This window comes from Acinetobacter sp. CIP 101934 (assembly GCF_000369585.1).
Classification (GTDB): domain Bacteria; phylum Pseudomonadota; class Gammaproteobacteria; order Pseudomonadales; family Moraxellaceae; genus Acinetobacter; species Acinetobacter schindleri.
On sequence record NZ_KB850094.1, the window covers coordinates 2,473,392 to 2,489,698 of the forward strand.

The 16,307-nt window shown below is 39.4% G+C and carries 13 protein-coding genes and 1 pseudogene; 3 read left to right on the forward strand and 11 right to left on the reverse strand.

Features of this window, described 5'->3' with window-relative positions; translation table 11 throughout:
- Positions 1 to 51: 51 nt before the first annotated feature.
- The 11 genes from F899_RS12115 to F899_RS12160 all read right to left on the reverse strand — a co-directional run bounded on the left by F899_RS12115 (position 52) and on the right by F899_RS12160 (position 13,126).
- Positions 52 to 1,455, reverse strand: coding sequence for a hypothetical protein (locus F899_RS12115; protein ID WP_005223032.1), 1,404 nt, complete (start codon positions 1,453 to 1,455; stop codon positions 52 to 54).
- Positions 1,456 to 1,572: 117 nt separating this feature from the next.
- Positions 1,573 to 3,813 (reverse strand): DUF6160 family protein, encoded by a 2,241-nt coding sequence (locus F899_RS12120; protein ID WP_005223033.1) that lies wholly within the window; start codon positions 3,811 to 3,813, stop codon positions 1,573 to 1,575.
- 29 nt (positions 3,814 to 3,842) lie between these two features.
- Positions 3,843 to 4,568, reverse strand: a complete 726-nt coding sequence (locus F899_RS12125) for a hypothetical protein (RefSeq protein ID WP_005223035.1) — start codon at positions 4,566 to 4,568, stop codon at positions 3,843 to 3,845.
- Between the two features lie 12 nt (positions 4,569 to 4,580).
- Positions 4,581 to 6,743: a hypothetical protein gene (locus F899_RS12130; RefSeq protein WP_005223037.1), complete on the reverse strand. Its 2,163-nt coding sequence runs from the start codon at positions 6,741 to 6,743 to the stop codon at positions 4,581 to 4,583.
- 235 nt (positions 6,744 to 6,978) lie between these two features.
- Positions 6,979 to 7,548 carry a dCTP deaminase gene (dcd, locus tag F899_RS12135; protein WP_004814752.1) on the reverse strand — a complete coding sequence of 190 codons (570 nt, stop codon included), beginning with the start codon at positions 7,546 to 7,548 and terminating at the stop codon, positions 6,979 to 6,981.
- Between the two features lie 125 nt (positions 7,549 to 7,673).
- A complete protein-coding gene (locus F899_RS12140) occupies positions 7,674 to 8,267 on the reverse strand; it encodes a LysE family translocator (RefSeq protein WP_004814751.1) in 594 nt (197 codons plus the stop codon).
- Between the two features lie 229 nt (positions 8,268 to 8,496).
- Entirely contained in the window at positions 8,497 to 8,967 is a 471-nt protein-coding gene (locus F899_RS12145; protein ID WP_004809604.1) for an IS5/IS1182 family transposase, read from the reverse strand.
- Positions 8,915 to 9,310, reverse strand: coding sequence for a transposase family protein (locus F899_RS15440; RefSeq protein WP_008306679.1), 396 nt, complete (start codon positions 9,308 to 9,310; stop codon positions 8,915 to 8,917). Before F899_RS15440 ends, F899_RS12145 begins: the two co-directional genes overlap by 53 nt.
- Positions 9,311 to 9,624: 314 nt before the next feature.
- The gene (gene apbC / locus F899_RS12150) at positions 9,625 to 10,908 is read right to left on the reverse strand and encodes an iron-sulfur cluster carrier protein ApbC (RefSeq protein ID WP_005223039.1); all 1,284 of its coding nucleotides are present in this window, start codon (positions 10,906 to 10,908) and stop codon (positions 9,625 to 9,627) included.
- A 280-nt stretch (positions 10,909 to 11,188) separates the two neighbouring features.
- Complete coding sequence (locus F899_RS12155; protein WP_005223041.1) at positions 11,189 to 11,938, reverse strand: hypothetical protein; 750 nt, start codon at positions 11,936 to 11,938, stop codon at positions 11,189 to 11,191.
- 384 nt (positions 11,939 to 12,322) lie between these two features.
- Positions 12,323 to 13,126 (reverse strand): hypothetical protein, encoded by an 804-nt coding sequence (locus F899_RS12160; protein ID WP_005223042.1) that lies wholly within the window; start codon positions 13,124 to 13,126, stop codon positions 12,323 to 12,325.
- A 183-nt stretch (positions 13,127 to 13,309) separates the two neighbouring features.
- On the opposite strand from F899_RS12160, the gene metG reads away from it, so the two are divergent.
- From metG to F899_RS12175, 3 genes and pseudogenes are all read left to right on the forward strand, one after another.
- Positions 13,310 to 15,367 (forward strand): methionine--tRNA ligase, encoded by a 2,058-nt coding sequence (gene metG / locus F899_RS12165; RefSeq protein WP_005223043.1) that lies wholly within the window; start codon positions 13,310 to 13,312, stop codon positions 15,365 to 15,367.
- A gap of 138 nt (positions 15,368 to 15,505) precedes the next feature.
- Complete coding sequence (locus tag F899_RS12170; protein ID WP_004814739.1) at positions 15,506 to 15,862, forward strand: hypothetical protein; 357 nt, start codon at positions 15,506 to 15,508, stop codon at positions 15,860 to 15,862.
- A gap of 295 nt (positions 15,863 to 16,157) precedes the next feature.
- Positions 16,158 to 16,304 (forward strand): annotated as a pseudogene (locus tag F899_RS12175) (hypothetical protein); the annotation flags it as partial.
- Between the last annotated feature and the right edge of the window lie 3 nt (positions 16,305 to 16,307).

The following is a 16,307-nucleotide window of genomic DNA, read 5'->3' on the forward strand; positions in this document are numbered from 1 at the left end:
GTCTTTGAAGTAAAAAATCCCGCTAAGTGCGGGATTTTTTTATGTTTGAAATTAACAGAACTTGTGCCCGCCGAAACAGTTAGATGTAACCGACTGATTCTGCAAGACCTGATTTTGTAAGGTTAATCGCGCAGGCTGTCCAGTATAATATCCTGTATAGGCGCCAACATTGATATTCATTTTTCGTTCAATTGGGGTGCCTGCTAAAGAACCCAGCGCTTCAATCACTGATACATCTACATTATGATAACTTGCCATCAGCTCAGTAGTCAGTGCTTTAGCAACTTGTGGCAATACAGCAGACACATCTACCAAATCTTTTGTTTCTAAGTATCCCAAGTCAATTGGATCTTTAAACGACATCCACCACCCTGCTTTTGCTATATCTTTATCGTCAGCGCCTAACCACTGCACATCACGGCTTTGCAAAGACAGATATCCACCTGTACCGGATAATGGAATGTTATGAATCATATTTAAGGCTTGAACAAAGGTAATATCCATATTCAAGTTTTCTAAGGTTGATCCTTTTGCCATTTTAAAGAATGAGTGATCTCCGACCTCAATACTCCCTAATGAAATTAGAGCAGGAAACGTGACATATAGCTGGTCTTTAGAAAAGTCTGGTGTGCCATTTACGTCAGGCCCATACGAACCACTCTCTGATGCAGCAAGTGGAATAGATGTTAAGGTAGAACGAATACCAGAAACGACTGCTGAGTTAAGACGTTTACCGGTTACGACTGTTTCTGGCATCACAAAATCTGCACGCATCGAAGGTACAGTAATTCCAGTATGACCTTCAGCACCAGGTTTACTGGTATAAGTACGGTCTTGTCCTAAAGCGGTTAATGTACCACTAATTTTCTGATCTGATGCATTACCAAAGGTTGCAGCCTTAGTATAGGAGTGACCTTCTGTTTGAGCCATTTTCATATAACCACTGAAGCTTTTAATTCCGTCTTGTGGATCTGGAATATTGTCCGTACCCAAGGTCAGTAAGCCTAAAATTTCTTCTGCACCTAGACGAAAACCCACAACTTCACGTGTAGCTGTCTGATTACCACTGATTGCAAACTCAATAAATGGATTGGTAATTTGAGCACTGGTTGCAGCACGTTCACCCGTAAAACTTGGAGAGCCATCGGTCTTTTGCCCTGTTGCTGGACCACTTAATGATATATTGGAAATATCAATATCACAGGCATTTGCACCATTCATCCCACCACAGCCCAATTGGAGACTTTTAATATTAACATTAAGTTCCATTAATGCTTCTAGGCCTAGTTTATGAAACTTGATACCTTGCCCTGAATCATAATTAGTCTGCATATTTAAAAGAGCTTGGCCTTCTACTGCTGCCAGTTCCTGATCCGCTAAAGCAGTTAGAGCAATCCCTTGCTGTGATGTTGCTAGTATTGCAAATGCAAGACTGCTCATTATTATTTTTTTCATCTTATAATCCCATGAAGTATCAGTTACTCAATTTAGAACAATAATTCATTAACATTTCATTATTTATCTTACTTACCAGTATGTGACACAGCACACTTCTGTAAGAAGATGACCCTTTTAACGTGGCGTTATTCCTAAAGTACTACGCATCGTTCCACCTGTTAACGCAATTGATGCCATATTCTGCATAGTATTATTAGTGGTCATTGCGAAATTGGTTCTAAATGGGGTTGCCAGATCCTTAGTATGATTCAAGTCAATCTGACTATCCAAGGTCACTGTATCTGTACTTAATTTAACTTTTGTATTAAAACCTAAATTTCCTTCCAGACTGTTCAAAGTTAATGCTGAACTTTGTACAACCTGACCATTTTCACCAATATCTTTGTTGATTAAACTAAAATAACTACCTACATAATTCTCATCATTACGTTGCGCAGCAGTTAAATCTTTAAATTTGAAATTACCTTTCAATCCAAGGAAGTTACTATCAGGATCAGCAGGAGTCGGATCTACTCCTCGAATAATGCGTAGTTCACCTGAACCATCTAGTTTTAAAGCAATCGTAGTCAAAACATCATCAGGTTTTGAGAAGCTATCGTTAGCAACTACAGCACCACATAGCGCAGATCCTGAAGTACAGTTATATTTTGAACCAGGCAATTGGCCAATGGCTAATTCCGCTTGTGCTGCAATTAATAAATCATCTGCACGAATATATAGTCCACTATCTTCATAGCTAATCACACCTTCAGCTTGAATCAGAGCATCAATGTTACGTAAACCAGCATAATAATTCACAGCTTCGCCATGTACGCCATTTTGACCATCAATTAAAAGAATAGAGGTGGTACTTGGCAAACCCGTTTTAGCATCAATACCATAACCCTCGGTTGATGCAAGAACATTGTAAGCTATCCCCTGTTTACCATTATAAGTTGTACCGGTCAAAGCTACATTGGCATTCAGGTTATAGAATGGAATACCTATACCCCAAGAACCACCATCGCCTGTAAGAGCGGCAATCGAATTGTCTGAAATAAAGCGCGCTTTACTGGCGATTGACTGAAAGTCCATGCCACGTACTGCTATAAAGGCATAATTTTCAGTAGACTTTAGATTTTGCTTACGAATATGATCATTCTGCATTAAGGTATTTTTTAAATTTTCATTTATCAGAAAATCTAAGCTTTTACCTGAAATCGTATTGACATAAATATCACCAAAATCAATATAAGCATTTTGCTGCTTTGTAAGTGCCCTTAAATTAGAAAACTCAATTGCATAACTTCCTTTCCCTGTATGACCTATTTCTAATGTTGTTGGTGTATTTTGGCTATTGGACGCATTGGTGAAATCAGTGGATATACCCAAATGCAAGCCACCAGTATTGGTGATATTTTCATAACCTGTTAAAGCATTGTAAGTCTGACCATTGGTATTGACTCCAAATTTAGTAATATTAGACTGATTACCATTCATAAATATTTTTGCGTTGGTTATATCGCCTGATGCGCCCATACGCATAATATTTTTGACTACTGCTTTAGAAGTTGCATCTTGTTGGGTTACATAACGCAAATCCAGATTTATACCAGGATTAGTAGCGCCAGAACGTCCCGCTGCCACATCAGTGTTATCAGCAACACGTCCTAAATGCACAATATTAGTTTCACTATTAATATTCGGTTTTTCTGCAGTATTGTATGTACTTAGGACAATACCTTCATGCTGGTTTACAGACATATATCCAAAACCAGAGAAGTTAAAATTAAAGTCTTTTAATAGGGTTTTATTATTCCCTAAGGCATGACTTATATTCGCATTTTGCAATTGAAAATCTAGATAAGCGAGCTCTTTACTGTTAAATAGCCCTGCTTGTGTTTCTAAAAGCATTTTTATTGGAGAGTTGGTTTGTATACCCAACTTACCCAAGCTACTTACATTTGCCACATTCCGATTGATAGCATGACACGTTGCTTCACTACAGTTTTTTTCAACAATATTTAAGTTTGCCTCTGCATTAAATGGATCAACACTAAATGCCAGCCTGATCCCTGTGCCGACCTCTGTAGCACCTACATCAAGATGTAATTGGCTCACTATAGGATTGTTATTAACACCTAATACATTTACTTGATGCAGCCCCAAACCTCTTTGTACATTCTGATCACCGGTAGGATCAAGCCAGTTGGCTTGTTCAATGTACACTTTTGAAACTTCGTGGGTAAGGCTAAGCCCGTCTTGACCTGTAACTTGTCCTAAGTCCTGATCTTGGATAGCCTCTAAAGCATAGGTTTGTTGTGCCAAAAATACACATACAGTGAGGAGTTTTAATTGCATTTTTTTTGTTTTCATATTGATATCCTTATCCTTCACTTAAGATTTTAGCAACGGCTTTGTGCCCCACCTGAGCAGTTATAGCTAAAGATTTTCAATTTTCCAGACATATGCATATTGCCATGCACATTGAGCCCCATAAAACCTTTTTCTTGTCCAAGATCAAATTGAGGAACTGCTTTTTCTGCAGTTGTAATGTTTCCGTTAATATCGGTAATTTTTTCTACGTATGTGTCATATTTATCGACATTTAAATAACCTTCTTCTTTATTATCTGCCTCGTCTGTAGTCCCTGTTTCAACCGCTAAGGTACTAAACCCAAGATTACGTATTTTAAGCGGACTTTCATCATAAAAAGTGACTTGCATCGCAGCTTGGGGAATATTCCGATAATTAATGATAGTAGCCCCATCTATAGAAAAACGGTCAATTTGCAAGGTACCCTGAATATCTTTAAAAACCAGCCATTTCTTATTGCCATCCTCATCCACATGATTATTAGGTGAAATAGCCAAACGACAGAACAGATTATCTGTACCACATGAATTTGCATCAAAATCGTAATATACAGTTGCAATGCCGTTTTCAATTCCATGAATATTTTTAAGATTTGGGTTAGTAGCATATCGATGATTTAAAGAAAAGGTCCAACTTAGGTCTGCCCCCCCTTGTCCAACTACCTCTTTCATTTCTTGTTGATTTAAATTCACTAAATTGGCATAGCTAGATAACGATACACACATCAAGGTCGCTAAGGTCATTTTCTTTAACATGGCTAACTCCCTTTATAGTCCTGTCGTTTTAATTTTTAGATGTTGGATCAGCACCCCATCAATTGCCACTGAACCAAAGTTTTTAAACTCGGTTCCATTTTCTGCGGTGCTCTTGAACATAATTCCCGTCGCATTGTCGCCTTTATTTGCATCTAAAAGGTTGCCTGGCAGATGATCTACAGTACCAATTGAAATACTACTGTGAGTTGCATTCCGCCCTTGATATTTTGTGACCGTATCCCGATCATTGGCTTTAATTGCTGTGCCACAGGTATACACATTACAGGTAGACCCTTCTAGGCTGCTGGTTCCTAAGTATTCAGTCAGACCATATTGTGTGTTATAGGCAGTATCACCCGGTTTAAAATTACTACTCTTATAATTCTGGTAGATTTTATTGTAAATTTCTGGAATATCTGGAATACGGGTAACCTCCAAAATAATATTATTACCTTCTGAACCCACTATAAAAGGCTGATACATATTACCGAGGACAAGATTGATATTAGGACTATATAAATACAAGCCTTCCTGTTCTTCAAAAATTGGGGCTGGTGTACCTCGCACCATAGCAGGTGTAACGACCGTATTATCTTCGTTTTCAACTGCTGAGCTAATACGAATACCACGTGCATCCAGATTTGAATCAAGTTTACTCAATGTCGCTGGATTATCATTGGTATTCAAACGTAATAATGCGGCTAAGCCTAAAGTCTTATTATAGTTTGCATCATTTGATTCAGCTGTTTGGAATAAACGGACTTGCGAACCATTTAGACTTAAGCCATTGGCCACCACTTGCATACGTAGCCGTTGATCTAACTCTAAACCTGAAGTCGGCGCACCTGTTGCTGGATCAATCTGGTTACTTGAATCCAGACTTCTAGAAAAGATATCCGTCCAGAAACCTAGTTTTATATTGTTGTCATCTGCAGTCGCATATTGAGGGATTAATGCCAATGGTGCTTCTAGTGCTAGATAACCGATGTTTTTATCTGCATTTTTAAACTGTTTAACTCGCTCTGTACCTGCACGGAATAACCAAGGGTTTTCAGCTGAACCCCAGTTAAACCCTTCATTGCTATAACGTGTGCTTAATGAGCCATCACTTTTAGATAATGCCAGACCGTATATAAAAACATCTGCCTTGGTCTTTAAGGATTTGACCGGGGAATTTGCTGCCGCCTGTAATGCGCTGGCTTCAGCAGCCGCAATAATTAATGCCAAGATTTGTTGCGTTGCTGCGTCTGCAGCATCTTCAGCGAGCTGAGTGGCATTATATTTTGCACGTAACTCTGCAGCAAGACGCTCTCGAGTAATTTCATTAGAAATCAGACTATTAACTGTTACAGTAATTTGATCGGATCTGACGAAGTTAGTTAGACTTTTATAAAATGTCGAATTGGTAAGATCACTATTAGCAGTCAATGCACCTGGACCATAAAGTAAATTAATCATTTCATAAGTATTACCAAGGGCATACTCTTTGGCTTTTTTTTCATAACCTAAAATACCTGTAGGATCAAGACTTACGGATGATAGAGAATGTTTTGTGGTGCCATCTGTTGCTAATCCTGGGCCATCTTTATAAATACCATCCCATCCCCATGTTCCATTCCTATAATCTGCAAGACGTTGTGTGTAATATTGTTGAATAATAGGAGTCTTGAACAATGCTTCACGCGTATCTAACAAAAAGGTTTCTCTTTTTGCTTCAGCATCAGTCTCGATATTAGCGCTATAACTAGTTAATAATGTAGAATATTGTGAGTTATAAGTGGTGTCATAAGTATTTTTATACAGCATACTATAATTTTGATCTGCTTTCCCCTGTAATACACTTTTATTGTATGTATCCGCATACACACGATCATAGGCACGTTGTCCTAACTGGGTATAGTTTTCCCCTGTAGGAATAATGCGAATGAAACCTGTATCTGCTTGACCAGGATTATCAATGTCACGGGTATAACTAGAGCCTGCCGATACATCATTCGGTGCCTGAAATACCATTTTGAAATCATTTAGAGTAAGTGCAATCCCTTCCCCTGTCGTATCTGCTAAAGATTCATCCGATAACTGCTGCAAAGCATAGGTAGAAGGCATGCATAACAAACTCACCATGCTTGCTAAACACGATTTTTTAAAGATGGAATGTTTACCGTTCAAAATCATCTTCACTGTCCTTTTATTATCAGATGCTCCGCATCTTTATCTTTCAGCTTCCCAGCTGCAATTTCTATTTTTGAATGATGCATCGTGCATCTTTTAATTAGATTTCTGCATCCATTATGCTTATTTTCCATTCAGATGCAAAAAGCAAAGTGCTGAATAGCCAAGTTTCCGATGAATGAAAACTCAAAAAAATAAACGGGACCTTAAGCCCCGTTTATTCAATACTTTAAACTAATTATGCTTTTGGCAAAGTCACACCAGTCTGGCCCTGATACTTACCGCCGCGGTCTTTGTATGAAGTTTCACAAACTTCATCAGATTCAAAGAACAGCATCTGTGCTACCCCTTCACCCGCATAGATACGTGCAGGAAGGTTCGTCGTATTGGAGAACTCAAGGGTGACATGACCTTCCCACTCTGGTTCAAGTGGAGTCACATTCACAATAATACCGCAACGCGCATAGGTAGATTTACCTAGACAAACAGTCAGTACATTACGTGGAATACGGAAATATTCTACAGTACGTGCAAGCGCAAATGAGTTAGGCGGGATGATACATACATCAGATTCGATGTCGATAAAGCTTTTTTCATCGAAGTGTTTCGGATCTACAATTGCAGAATGCACATTGGTAAATACCTTGAATTCACGTGCACAACGAACATCATAACCATAGCTTGATACACCATAAGAAATGAGTTTTTCACCATTCTCATCAAAACGAACCTGGTTCTCTGCATAGGGTTCGATCATGCCATGCTTTTCGCTCATTTCGCGAATCCAGCGATCAGACTTAATTGCCATTGGTACTAATCCAAAAATCTTAAATTCAGTTATTGCGACGTACTTTAACTGAAATTCACCTCAATGAAAATAAGTGTTCTTTCTTGATGCTACTTTGAAATTTTAATAAGATTTTTTGAGTGAAGTTACAGACTCATAATCGCTGAATAACTCAGCGGTACAGAAAAGCTCATCAGTACCAATGATGCGGTCTTTTGCATATTTTTTTGGTTGAGCCAGCGATTATTATTACGACCCAGTAAAGTACCGAAGAATGTCCATAAAACTGCAATTGGAATTAATAGTCCTATAAACATCAGCATATGTACGACATAGTAATAACTGTTCTGCCATGCAATTACGGGGAAAATTGCCGATGCAAACAATAAGGCCTTAGGGTTCAGTAAAGTTGCTAAAAATAACTCTCTGGCACGAATGGTGAATTGACTTAAACTGTCAGCAACTTCTGCTGTACGCCATAATCTGATTGCCAAATAGAGAATATAACAGGCGCTAAATAATTTCAGGATATTCGGTAAAGCTGGCAGATGGGTTGAAATCTTGCCAATCAGGATTCCCCAAAAACTGATCGCAAGCAGATAGCCTAACGCTTCAGCAGGAATAAGATAAAATGATTTCCTAAAACCTGCATGGATCCCGGAAGATGCCAATAAGGTATTGGTTGGGCCTGGAGTCAATAAAATTGTGACTACTAAACCAATAAATAACCAAGAAATCATGGGTTGACCTCGCTGTAATGCTTGCAGCATAGATCAGAATATTTTTACCTGCAAAATCTTATTTGTAAGAAGAATTATAATTTTTTGGAATGATTTAAATTATAATTTAAATTCAAAAACTTATATAAAAATAATGCTAAAATTAAGTGATATACGATAGAGTCATTTTAGTTGACTCCGACTTATTCATGAGAAAATTCTACTGAAAACACTAGACCTCTTTCATAAATCATTTTTTGCTCAGTTCCAAGTTGTAGATTCCAGCGATTAAATTGAATCTCAAACCAAGCCTTTTACCTCTATTTCGATAACGTTCAGCAAGGATTTTGAAGGTTTTCAGGCTGCCAAATACATGCTCAATTCCGATTCTTCTTTTATTGATTTCTTGATTATAGATTTTCAATTCAGGATCCAATTTACAGTGTCTTTTGGCTTTTAATGGCAACAGGCTATTCGGATACAACACATAAATCCCCTGATAGCCTTTATCTGCAAGGATAAAAGCCCCAAAAGGAATCTGGTTTAAATTACGTTTGAACAACTCGAAATCATGCACTGCACCGCGACTGGTACATAAACTCAGAATTTGCTGAGTTTTGTAGTGAATCATGGCCTGTACTTTAAAGGTATGGGTCTTTTTCTTGCCGCTATAGCTTTTCTTCTGTTTTTTTAGGCCTTTGGATTGGAATTTCCGTGGCATCCACGATCACAACATTCCAGTCGATGCCTTCGCCCTCGGGTAAATCTTTGGGTAAATTAAACAGATTGGACCGAATCAGGCAGTCTTCAACATGACGGACAATTCTTGAGGCTGTGGGCTCTGAAACCCCGTAACTCGTCGCAACGTGAAATAAGGTTCGGTATTCCCGCCAATAGCTCAGACAGAGCAGAACCTGATCCTCCAGGCTTAACTTGGGCGGTCTGCCTTTGGCAGAGACATGCTTCTGCAATTGCTCAACCATCAAATAGAAAGTTGACCATGAGATGCCTGTGTATCGCTTGAACTGAGGATCAGAAAGCTTGTTTGAATCGATGTATTTCATCCGCAGATTATGCACGAATGCCAAGAAATCCGAAGTGCAAATATTAACCAAAAAGAAGATCGTTTTTTGATTTATGAAAGAGATCTACTAACTCAAAAATTAAATTTTTATATCTTTAAAATGATTCATCTAATAATACATTTCTGATTTTTTCATCTTCAAATCTTTCAAAGTCACTCAGCTTATTTCTACTTATTGTCTTAATTTATTTTCTTGCTTTTATTGGGCCTACTTGCTAGGAAATACTTTCATTTTACTGTCAGCTTTAAAATAAAAACCCCAGCCTGGACTGAGGTTTTAATCAATGATCTCTATTAAAAAATACGGGACTGATCTTTTTGAGCCTTTGGCAGTTTGGCTGCAATCTTTTCGGCAATCGCCATATAGCTATCAGCAGCCTCATCTCCAGCAATCACTGACGGCGTTCCGGCATCGGCATTTTCACGGATTACAGCATTTAAAGGCAGACGGCCAAGTAGTGGAATATTGTACTGTTCTGACAATTTATCGCCACCACCAGTACCAAAAATCTGTTCTTCATAGCCGCAATTTGAACAGATATGAGTCGACATATTTTCAATCACACCCATGACTGGAATCTGTACACGGTTAAACAGTTCAATTCCTTTGGTAGCGTCCAGTAATGCCACATTTTGTGGCGTTGTCACAATCACTGCGCCAGTGACTGGGATACGCTGCGCTAGAGTCAACTGGATATCCCCTGTACCTGGCGGCATATCAATCATCAGGACATCCAGATCTGGCCAAAGTGTCTGATTAAACAATTGCATCAATGCGCCCGTTGCCTTTGGACCACGCCATGCCACTGGTGTATTGTGATCACCGGTTAAATGACCAATTGACAGCACCGCCAAGCCATAGGCATCTAATGGTACAAAGTTTTCAGCTTCAATCATTGGAGTTTTACCCGCATTACCGAGCATTGTTGGAATACTTGGACCATAAATATCCGCATCCAGTACACCGACTTTTAGACCCAATTTTTGTAAAGCCAAGGCCAAGTTCACTGTTGTGGTTGATTTACCCACACCACCTTTACCAGAAGACACTAGAATCACATTTTGAATACGTGGATGCTTCGGCACATCACGCTGTTGCGGGGCAGCTTTTTGAATAGGCGCCTCTTCTTGTTGCGGTTGATAATTTTCATTCGCCTGCTTTACAGCATCAGTGCTTGCAGATGCATCCACCACGGGTGGTAAATTCGATTTTGGTGCTACTGTGGTTTGCGGCTGGCTAGAGCAGCTTTCACCTTCAGCATGATGATGCCCGCACCCGCCCTCTTTTTTATGCCCCGTTTTTTGCTGGATCACATGCATATTGAGTTCTTTGATGCCACATTTTTCCAATGCGTCAGCCAGTTCATCATGAATCTGCTGTAGCTGCTCTTTTTCTTCAGGATAGGTATTAATCGTGATCTGTAAGATCTCACCTTGTACATTGACCTGAGTAATCCGATCTTTCAAGGCATTGTTAGAATTTGGCAAGATATAATTTTGCAGTACATTCTGCACAGCTTCTTCGTTCACCTCCTTGGAAGGCGAAAAAACCGATTTAAGCGAAGAAAGCCACGACATAGGTTACTCCAAAAATGTAGATCGATATCTAAATAGCTTAGTTTAACGGGCTTTTCACTTAAGGTTAAGCATTCTGCCCATTAAGATGAGGGAGATATTTTCAATTTCCAACCATTTTACTTGGTTTTATTAATTTGTGGCGAATAGAAATAATGGAAAGTGAAAGAGAATAAGAAATAAGGTAGTTTTTAGTATGCGAATAATTATTTTTATAATAAGAGTCTGATTAGATTCAGCCACCTCAACCCTGTTATGGTTGAAGTGGCAGTGCGATCAAAGCTTATTTATGATTTTTGTTGTGTTCGGACTTATCTTGCTGGTCCTTGGTGTTTTTGCCTTGATCCTGTTTAGACTGGTCTGCATCAGATTCTGAATCCTTATCTTTGGCAGCCTCTTTTTTATCAGACGTATTCTCCTTAGAGGTGTCATCTTTAGCGTCTTGATCTTTAGATGAATTCTCTTTCATTTTAGTCATCGTATCGGTGGCCATCTGTTTCAGCTCAGCCAGTTTGACAGAAGCTTCATTCACCAATTCAGTAATCTTCTGTTTGGTATCATCAAACTTATGTAAGGCTTCATCTTTAAGATGAGTCATACGATCCTGCTGATCTTGACCATTGCCATGTTGCTGGTCTGATTTTCCATCTTTATGCGCAGCCTGTTTGGAATCATCTGCATCATCATTCTGCTTGGCTTCAGACTTGCCATTTTTTAGCTCATTCAGAATCTTTTCGCCTTTCTGCAATAACTCTTCACCAATGGCAATCGCCTTGGCTTTTAAGTCATCCATCTTGGTCGTTTCATTTTTTTTATCTGACTGCTCACTATTTGAGTCATTAGCGCTCTGCTTTTCAGATTTATCATCCGACCCGTTCTTCTGAGCCTCTAGTACTTCCTGATGTTCCTGTTTGTGCTGCTTGTCTATCTCATTTTGCTTCTGCTCTTTCTCAATTTGATCATGCATTTCACGTGCATGTTGCTGTTTATCTTGGTTCTGCTTAGAAGTACTTGTCTGGTTATTCTGAGTCATGAGTACCCTCCTTAGGTAAGTCATATAAGTCATCAGACAATTATTTAGCATAAAGCAGAGAATGAATCGGGCGAATTAAGCAAACTGCAACAAAGCCTGTACATGTTGTTGCTGATCATTGCATCAGATAGCACAAAGCTCACGGTTTCAAATTTTCATCACCCCCAACTGGATGAGATCGTGCGCTGTACTTTGAAGATTCTATTTATTTTATTTCTTGCACCATCGGTTAGCATTTTACTGTCATCATGACATTGCATTTCCTTTAGCTTACCTATTCAAATGCTGTTATAGCCTGATTTTTCAAGCTAAAGGATGCTTATGATCGATCTATATTAAACATTTACAGGATGAGTAAAACTAAAGATAGCAAGCGACCTTAGCTTAAGCACGCACGGTACTCATAAAACTTACTACCGAGAACAACCAGATGAACAGGATAAAACTGCGCGCTTGGGTGAAATGTGCCACATCTGTGCCATGCAAAATGTTGTGGCGTGTTGCAGTGACGTTCGAACTAGAATCCATCTTATAGGCAGCCAGCTCTGCAAAGTATGGATTCAGTTCTGCAGCGATTTTAGATTTATGCCACAGGCTCTTAATCTCGTTGCCTTTCAAACCTGGTACAATTTTGTAGACATCAACAAATTTAGTGCCGTTTTGCTTTAATAAACCTTGTTGGATTAAGACGTCGGTGAGTAAACCTTCAAGCTGTGCATAGAGCAAAGGTACACAACCTGCATAACAGCCCAATTTATACATTTTAAAGGCTTCAACAATCACGGGACGGCGTAAGGCTTTATGGGCTTCATCTATTTGCATCGCATCAAAAGCAGTCAGTACGTCTTTTTGGAAATCTTCACTATTGATGACATCGAGTAGGTTAAAGGCTTTAACATCTTCATAGGCATGAATCTGTTGCCAAAAATGCATCAGGTTTAAGGCATCATTGGCCACTTTTGAACCAACAGGTTGATCAAGCTGATCTGCCCATACATTAAAATACTCATCCTGCTGTGCCAGTTCACGTAAGATATTGATTAAAAATGTATGTTCACCTTGTGAGATCTGATCTAAATAGCTTTGCGCATCTTCAAGGATACGTTTGCCTAAAGTCTGTTGTTTGATATTCGATTTAATCCGTCTGACTGGTTGATCATCTTCAAAATCATCGTAATCGTCATACATGGTCAAGCACTCAAGCAAATGGCGGATAGGCTATTATCCCTGATAATCCTGCCATAAAGTAGCATTTCATCAAGGTCAACTTTGTTATTGAAAAAGAATTCACCAAAAGCCTTATGCAAGTCATGTCTATCTCATGTAAAATTACCGCCCATTGCATAAAATACGAATGAGAGAGTCAGATCCGTGCGTAATATCTTAGTCACTAACGCCCTTCCATACGCCAATGGCCCGATCCATATGGGTCACCTACTCGGTTATATCCAAGCTGATATTTGGGTACGTGCGATGCGTGCAATGGGTCATAACGTGACTTATGTATGTGCGGATGATGCGCATGGTACGGCGATCATGCTGCGTGCTGAAGCCAATGGCATTACCCCTGAACAGCAAATTGCCAATGTACAAAAAGAACATGAGCGTGACTTTTCCGGCTTTAAAGTGGACTTTGACCACTACGACTCAACCAACAGTGCAGAAAACCAAGCTCGTGCTTCTGAGATTTATATCAAGAACCGTGAAGCAGGCAACATTGCAGTTCGTCCTGTGACTCAATTGTTTGACCCTGAAAAAGGCATGTTCTTGTCGGATCGTTTCATTAAAGGCACATGCCCAAAATGTAAAGCGGAAGATCAATACGGCGATTCATGCGAAGTGTGTGGCACAACCTACAACGCAACTGAATTGCTCAACCCAAAATCGACACTAAGCGGTGCGACGCCTGTCGAGAAGTCTTCAGATCACTACTTCTTCAAGCTGCCTAATTTTGGTGAATACCTGCAAAAGTGGACCCGTGACCAAGGCCGTCTGCCTGTGTCGATTGCCAACAAGCTGGATGAATGGTTTGAAGCAGGTTTGTCGGACTGGGATATTTCCCGTGATGCGCCTTACTTCGGTTTTGAAATTCCGGATGCACCAAACAAATATTTCTACGTTTGGGTGGATGCACCGATCGGCTATATGTCGAGCTTTGAAAATTACATCAAAGCCAAACGTCCTGACCTCAGCTTTGATGATTACTGGAAAAAAGATTCTCAAAATGAGGTGTATCACTTCATTGGTAAAGACATCGTGTATTTCCATGCGTTGTTCTGGCCTGCAATGCTTGAAGGTGCAAACTACCGCACGCCTACAAGCTTATTTGTTAATGGCTTCTTGACTGTAAACGGTCAGAAAATGTCTAAATCTCGTGGCACATTCATTAAAGCTGAAACCTATTTAGAGCATTTAAACCCTGAATATTTACGTTACTACTTCGCGTCTAAACTTTCTGATAAAGTTGAAGATTCTGACTTAAACCTTGATGATTTCGTTCAAAAAGTGAATTCAGATTTAGTTGGCAAAGTGGTGAACATCGCAAGTCGTTGTGCGAAATTCATCAATACGAAGTTTGACAACAAACTTTCTGCAACATGCGCAGAGCCTGAATTGGTGCAAAGCTTTATTGATGCAGGTGATTCAATCGCTGCCGCTTATGAAGCACGTGAATTCTCGACTGCGATTCGTGAAATTATGGCGTTAGCTGACAAAGCCAACCAATATATTGATGAGAAAAAGCCTTGGGCTTTAGCGAAAATTGAAGGCGAAGAACAACAAGTTCATGACGTGTGTTCTGTGGGTATTAACCTGTTCCGTCAATTGGCGGTTTACCTTGCGCCTGTATTGCCAACATTGGCTGAACAAGTTCAAGCGTTCTTACAATTAGACAGCTTTAACTTTGAATCTCGTAAGCAAGTATTAGTAGCGCACGAAATTGCATTGTTCCAACCGTTAATGCAACGTGTTGATCCAAAAGCTGTGGCTGCTATGGTGGATGCATCTAAAGATTCTTTAGCTGCACCTGCCGAAGCACCAAAAGCTGAAAAGAAAAAAGAGAAAGCCAAAGAGAAGAAAGCTGAGCCTAAAGTCGGTGAAGCGGAAATCATTAATATTGATGATTTTATGAAAGTTGACCTTCGTGTAGCGGAAGTATTAGACGCTGCAACGGTTGAAGGTTCTGATAAGCTGCTTCAATTGACTCTAAATGTCGGCGAAGCTGAGCCACGTAACGTGTTTAGCGGTATCCGTGAGTTCTATCAGCCTGAAGATTTAAAAGGCAAATTGGTGGTGATGGTGGCCAACCTTGCACCACGTAAGATGCGTTTTGGTATTTCTAACGGTATGGTGTTAGCTGCGGGTAATGGCGAAGGTGTTTGGGTGATTTCACCTGAATCTGGTGCGAAGCCGGGTGATAAAGTGTCTTAAGATTTAGATCTTAAATAAGAAGCCTCTACTAATGTAGGGGCTTTTCTATACCATTTATATAATTTATTTCCTTGTTTTAAAAAAATATATCGATAAAATCAAAGCGCTTTTTATTTTTTATAACTATTCGGGGTAAACATGAAAAAATTACTAGTTTCAGTTCTAGCGATGTCAACAATTGCATTTACAGGCTGTTCAGTTCGTATGGCAGATATGACCGTAGCTTCTACAAAGAACTATAACTTGAACTCAAACCAATTTGTGAAAGGTCAACGTGTCACAGGTGAAGATAAGGTTCCGGTAGTTTTATTCCCATTAGGTATTCCTAACTTCAAAACAGCGGTAGATCGTGCAATTGAGAAAGATCGTTGTGCTGTGGCTTTATCTGATGTTGTTATTACTCAACTGAATCAAGCATTTATTGTAGGGCAGATCGGTTACCGTGTTGAAGGTACGCAGGTGATTGATCGTTCACAGCCAGAATGTAAAAAATAATTTTTAGTTGTAAAAAAGCCTCTACGTTGTAGGGGCTTTTTTATGCCTGTAAGTTCCCTCTCCTTTTTTAAAGGAGAGGGTTAGGGAGAGGTCATATTGCATCATTGCCGCATTCTAAATTTATAAAAAATATTTTCTTTGCGTAGGAATTGCTTTACTTTTGAAAGATCAAAAGTAACAAAAATCTTTTGTTCACTTAATGATACGTCCCTGTACCATAAGTGAACGGCGACATCCATGTTGCCTCAAAATACTTTAAATATTAGTCTGTTATAAATTTCAACTATTCAATGTTAAGTTAATGTTAATAGTTGATAACCTTGGACCACATAAGATGCGTTTTGGTATTTCAAACAGTATGGTACTCGCTGCGGATAATGGCGACGGTGTTTGGGTAATTTCACCTGAATCTGGTTCTAAACCGGGTGATAAAGTGTCTTAATGG

Excerpts from the sequence above, each read along its gene's own strand:
- F899_RS12115 (WP_005223032.1), bottom strand. The coding sequence starts at position 1,455 with ATGAAAAAAATAATAATGAGCAGTCTTGCATTTGCAATACTAGCAACA.
- F899_RS12120 (WP_005223033.1), bottom strand. The coding sequence starts at position 3,813 with ATGAAAACAAAAAAAATGCAATTAAAACTCCTCACTGTATGTGTATTT.
- F899_RS12125 (WP_005223035.1), bottom strand. The coding sequence starts at position 4,568 with ATGTTAAAGAAAATGACCTTAGCGACCTTGATGTGTGTATCGTTATCT.
- F899_RS12130 (WP_005223037.1), bottom strand. The coding sequence starts at position 6,743 with ATGATTTTGAACGGTAAACATTCCATCTTTAAAAAATCGTGTTTAGCA.
- dcd (WP_004814752.1), bottom strand. The coding sequence starts at position 7,548 with ATGGCAATTAAGTCTGATCGCTGGATTCGCGAAATGAGCGAAAAGCAT.
- F899_RS12140 (WP_004814751.1), bottom strand. The coding sequence starts at position 8,267 with ATGATTTCTTGGTTATTTATTGGTTTAGTAGTCACAATTTTATTGACT.
- F899_RS12145 (WP_004809604.1), bottom strand. The coding sequence starts at position 8,967 with ATGCCACGGAAATTCCAATCCAAAGGCCTAAAAAAACAGAAGAAAAGC.
- F899_RS15440 (WP_008306679.1), bottom strand. The coding sequence starts at position 9,310 with ATGAAATACATCGATTCAAACAAGCTTTCTGATCCTCAGTTCAAGCGA.
- apbC (WP_005223039.1), bottom strand. The coding sequence starts at position 10,908 with ATGTCGTGGCTTTCTTCGCTTAAATCGGTTTTTTCGCCTTCCAAGGAG.
- F899_RS12155 (WP_005223041.1), bottom strand. The coding sequence starts at position 11,938 with ATGACTCAGAATAACCAGACAAGTACTTCTAAGCAGAACCAAGATAAA.
- F899_RS12160 (WP_005223042.1), bottom strand. The coding sequence starts at position 13,126 with ATGTATGACGATTACGATGATTTTGAAGATGATCAACCAGTCAGACGG.
- F899_RS12170 (WP_004814739.1), top strand. The coding sequence starts at position 15,506 with ATGAAAAAATTACTAGTTTCAGTTCTAGCGATGTCAACAATTGCATTT.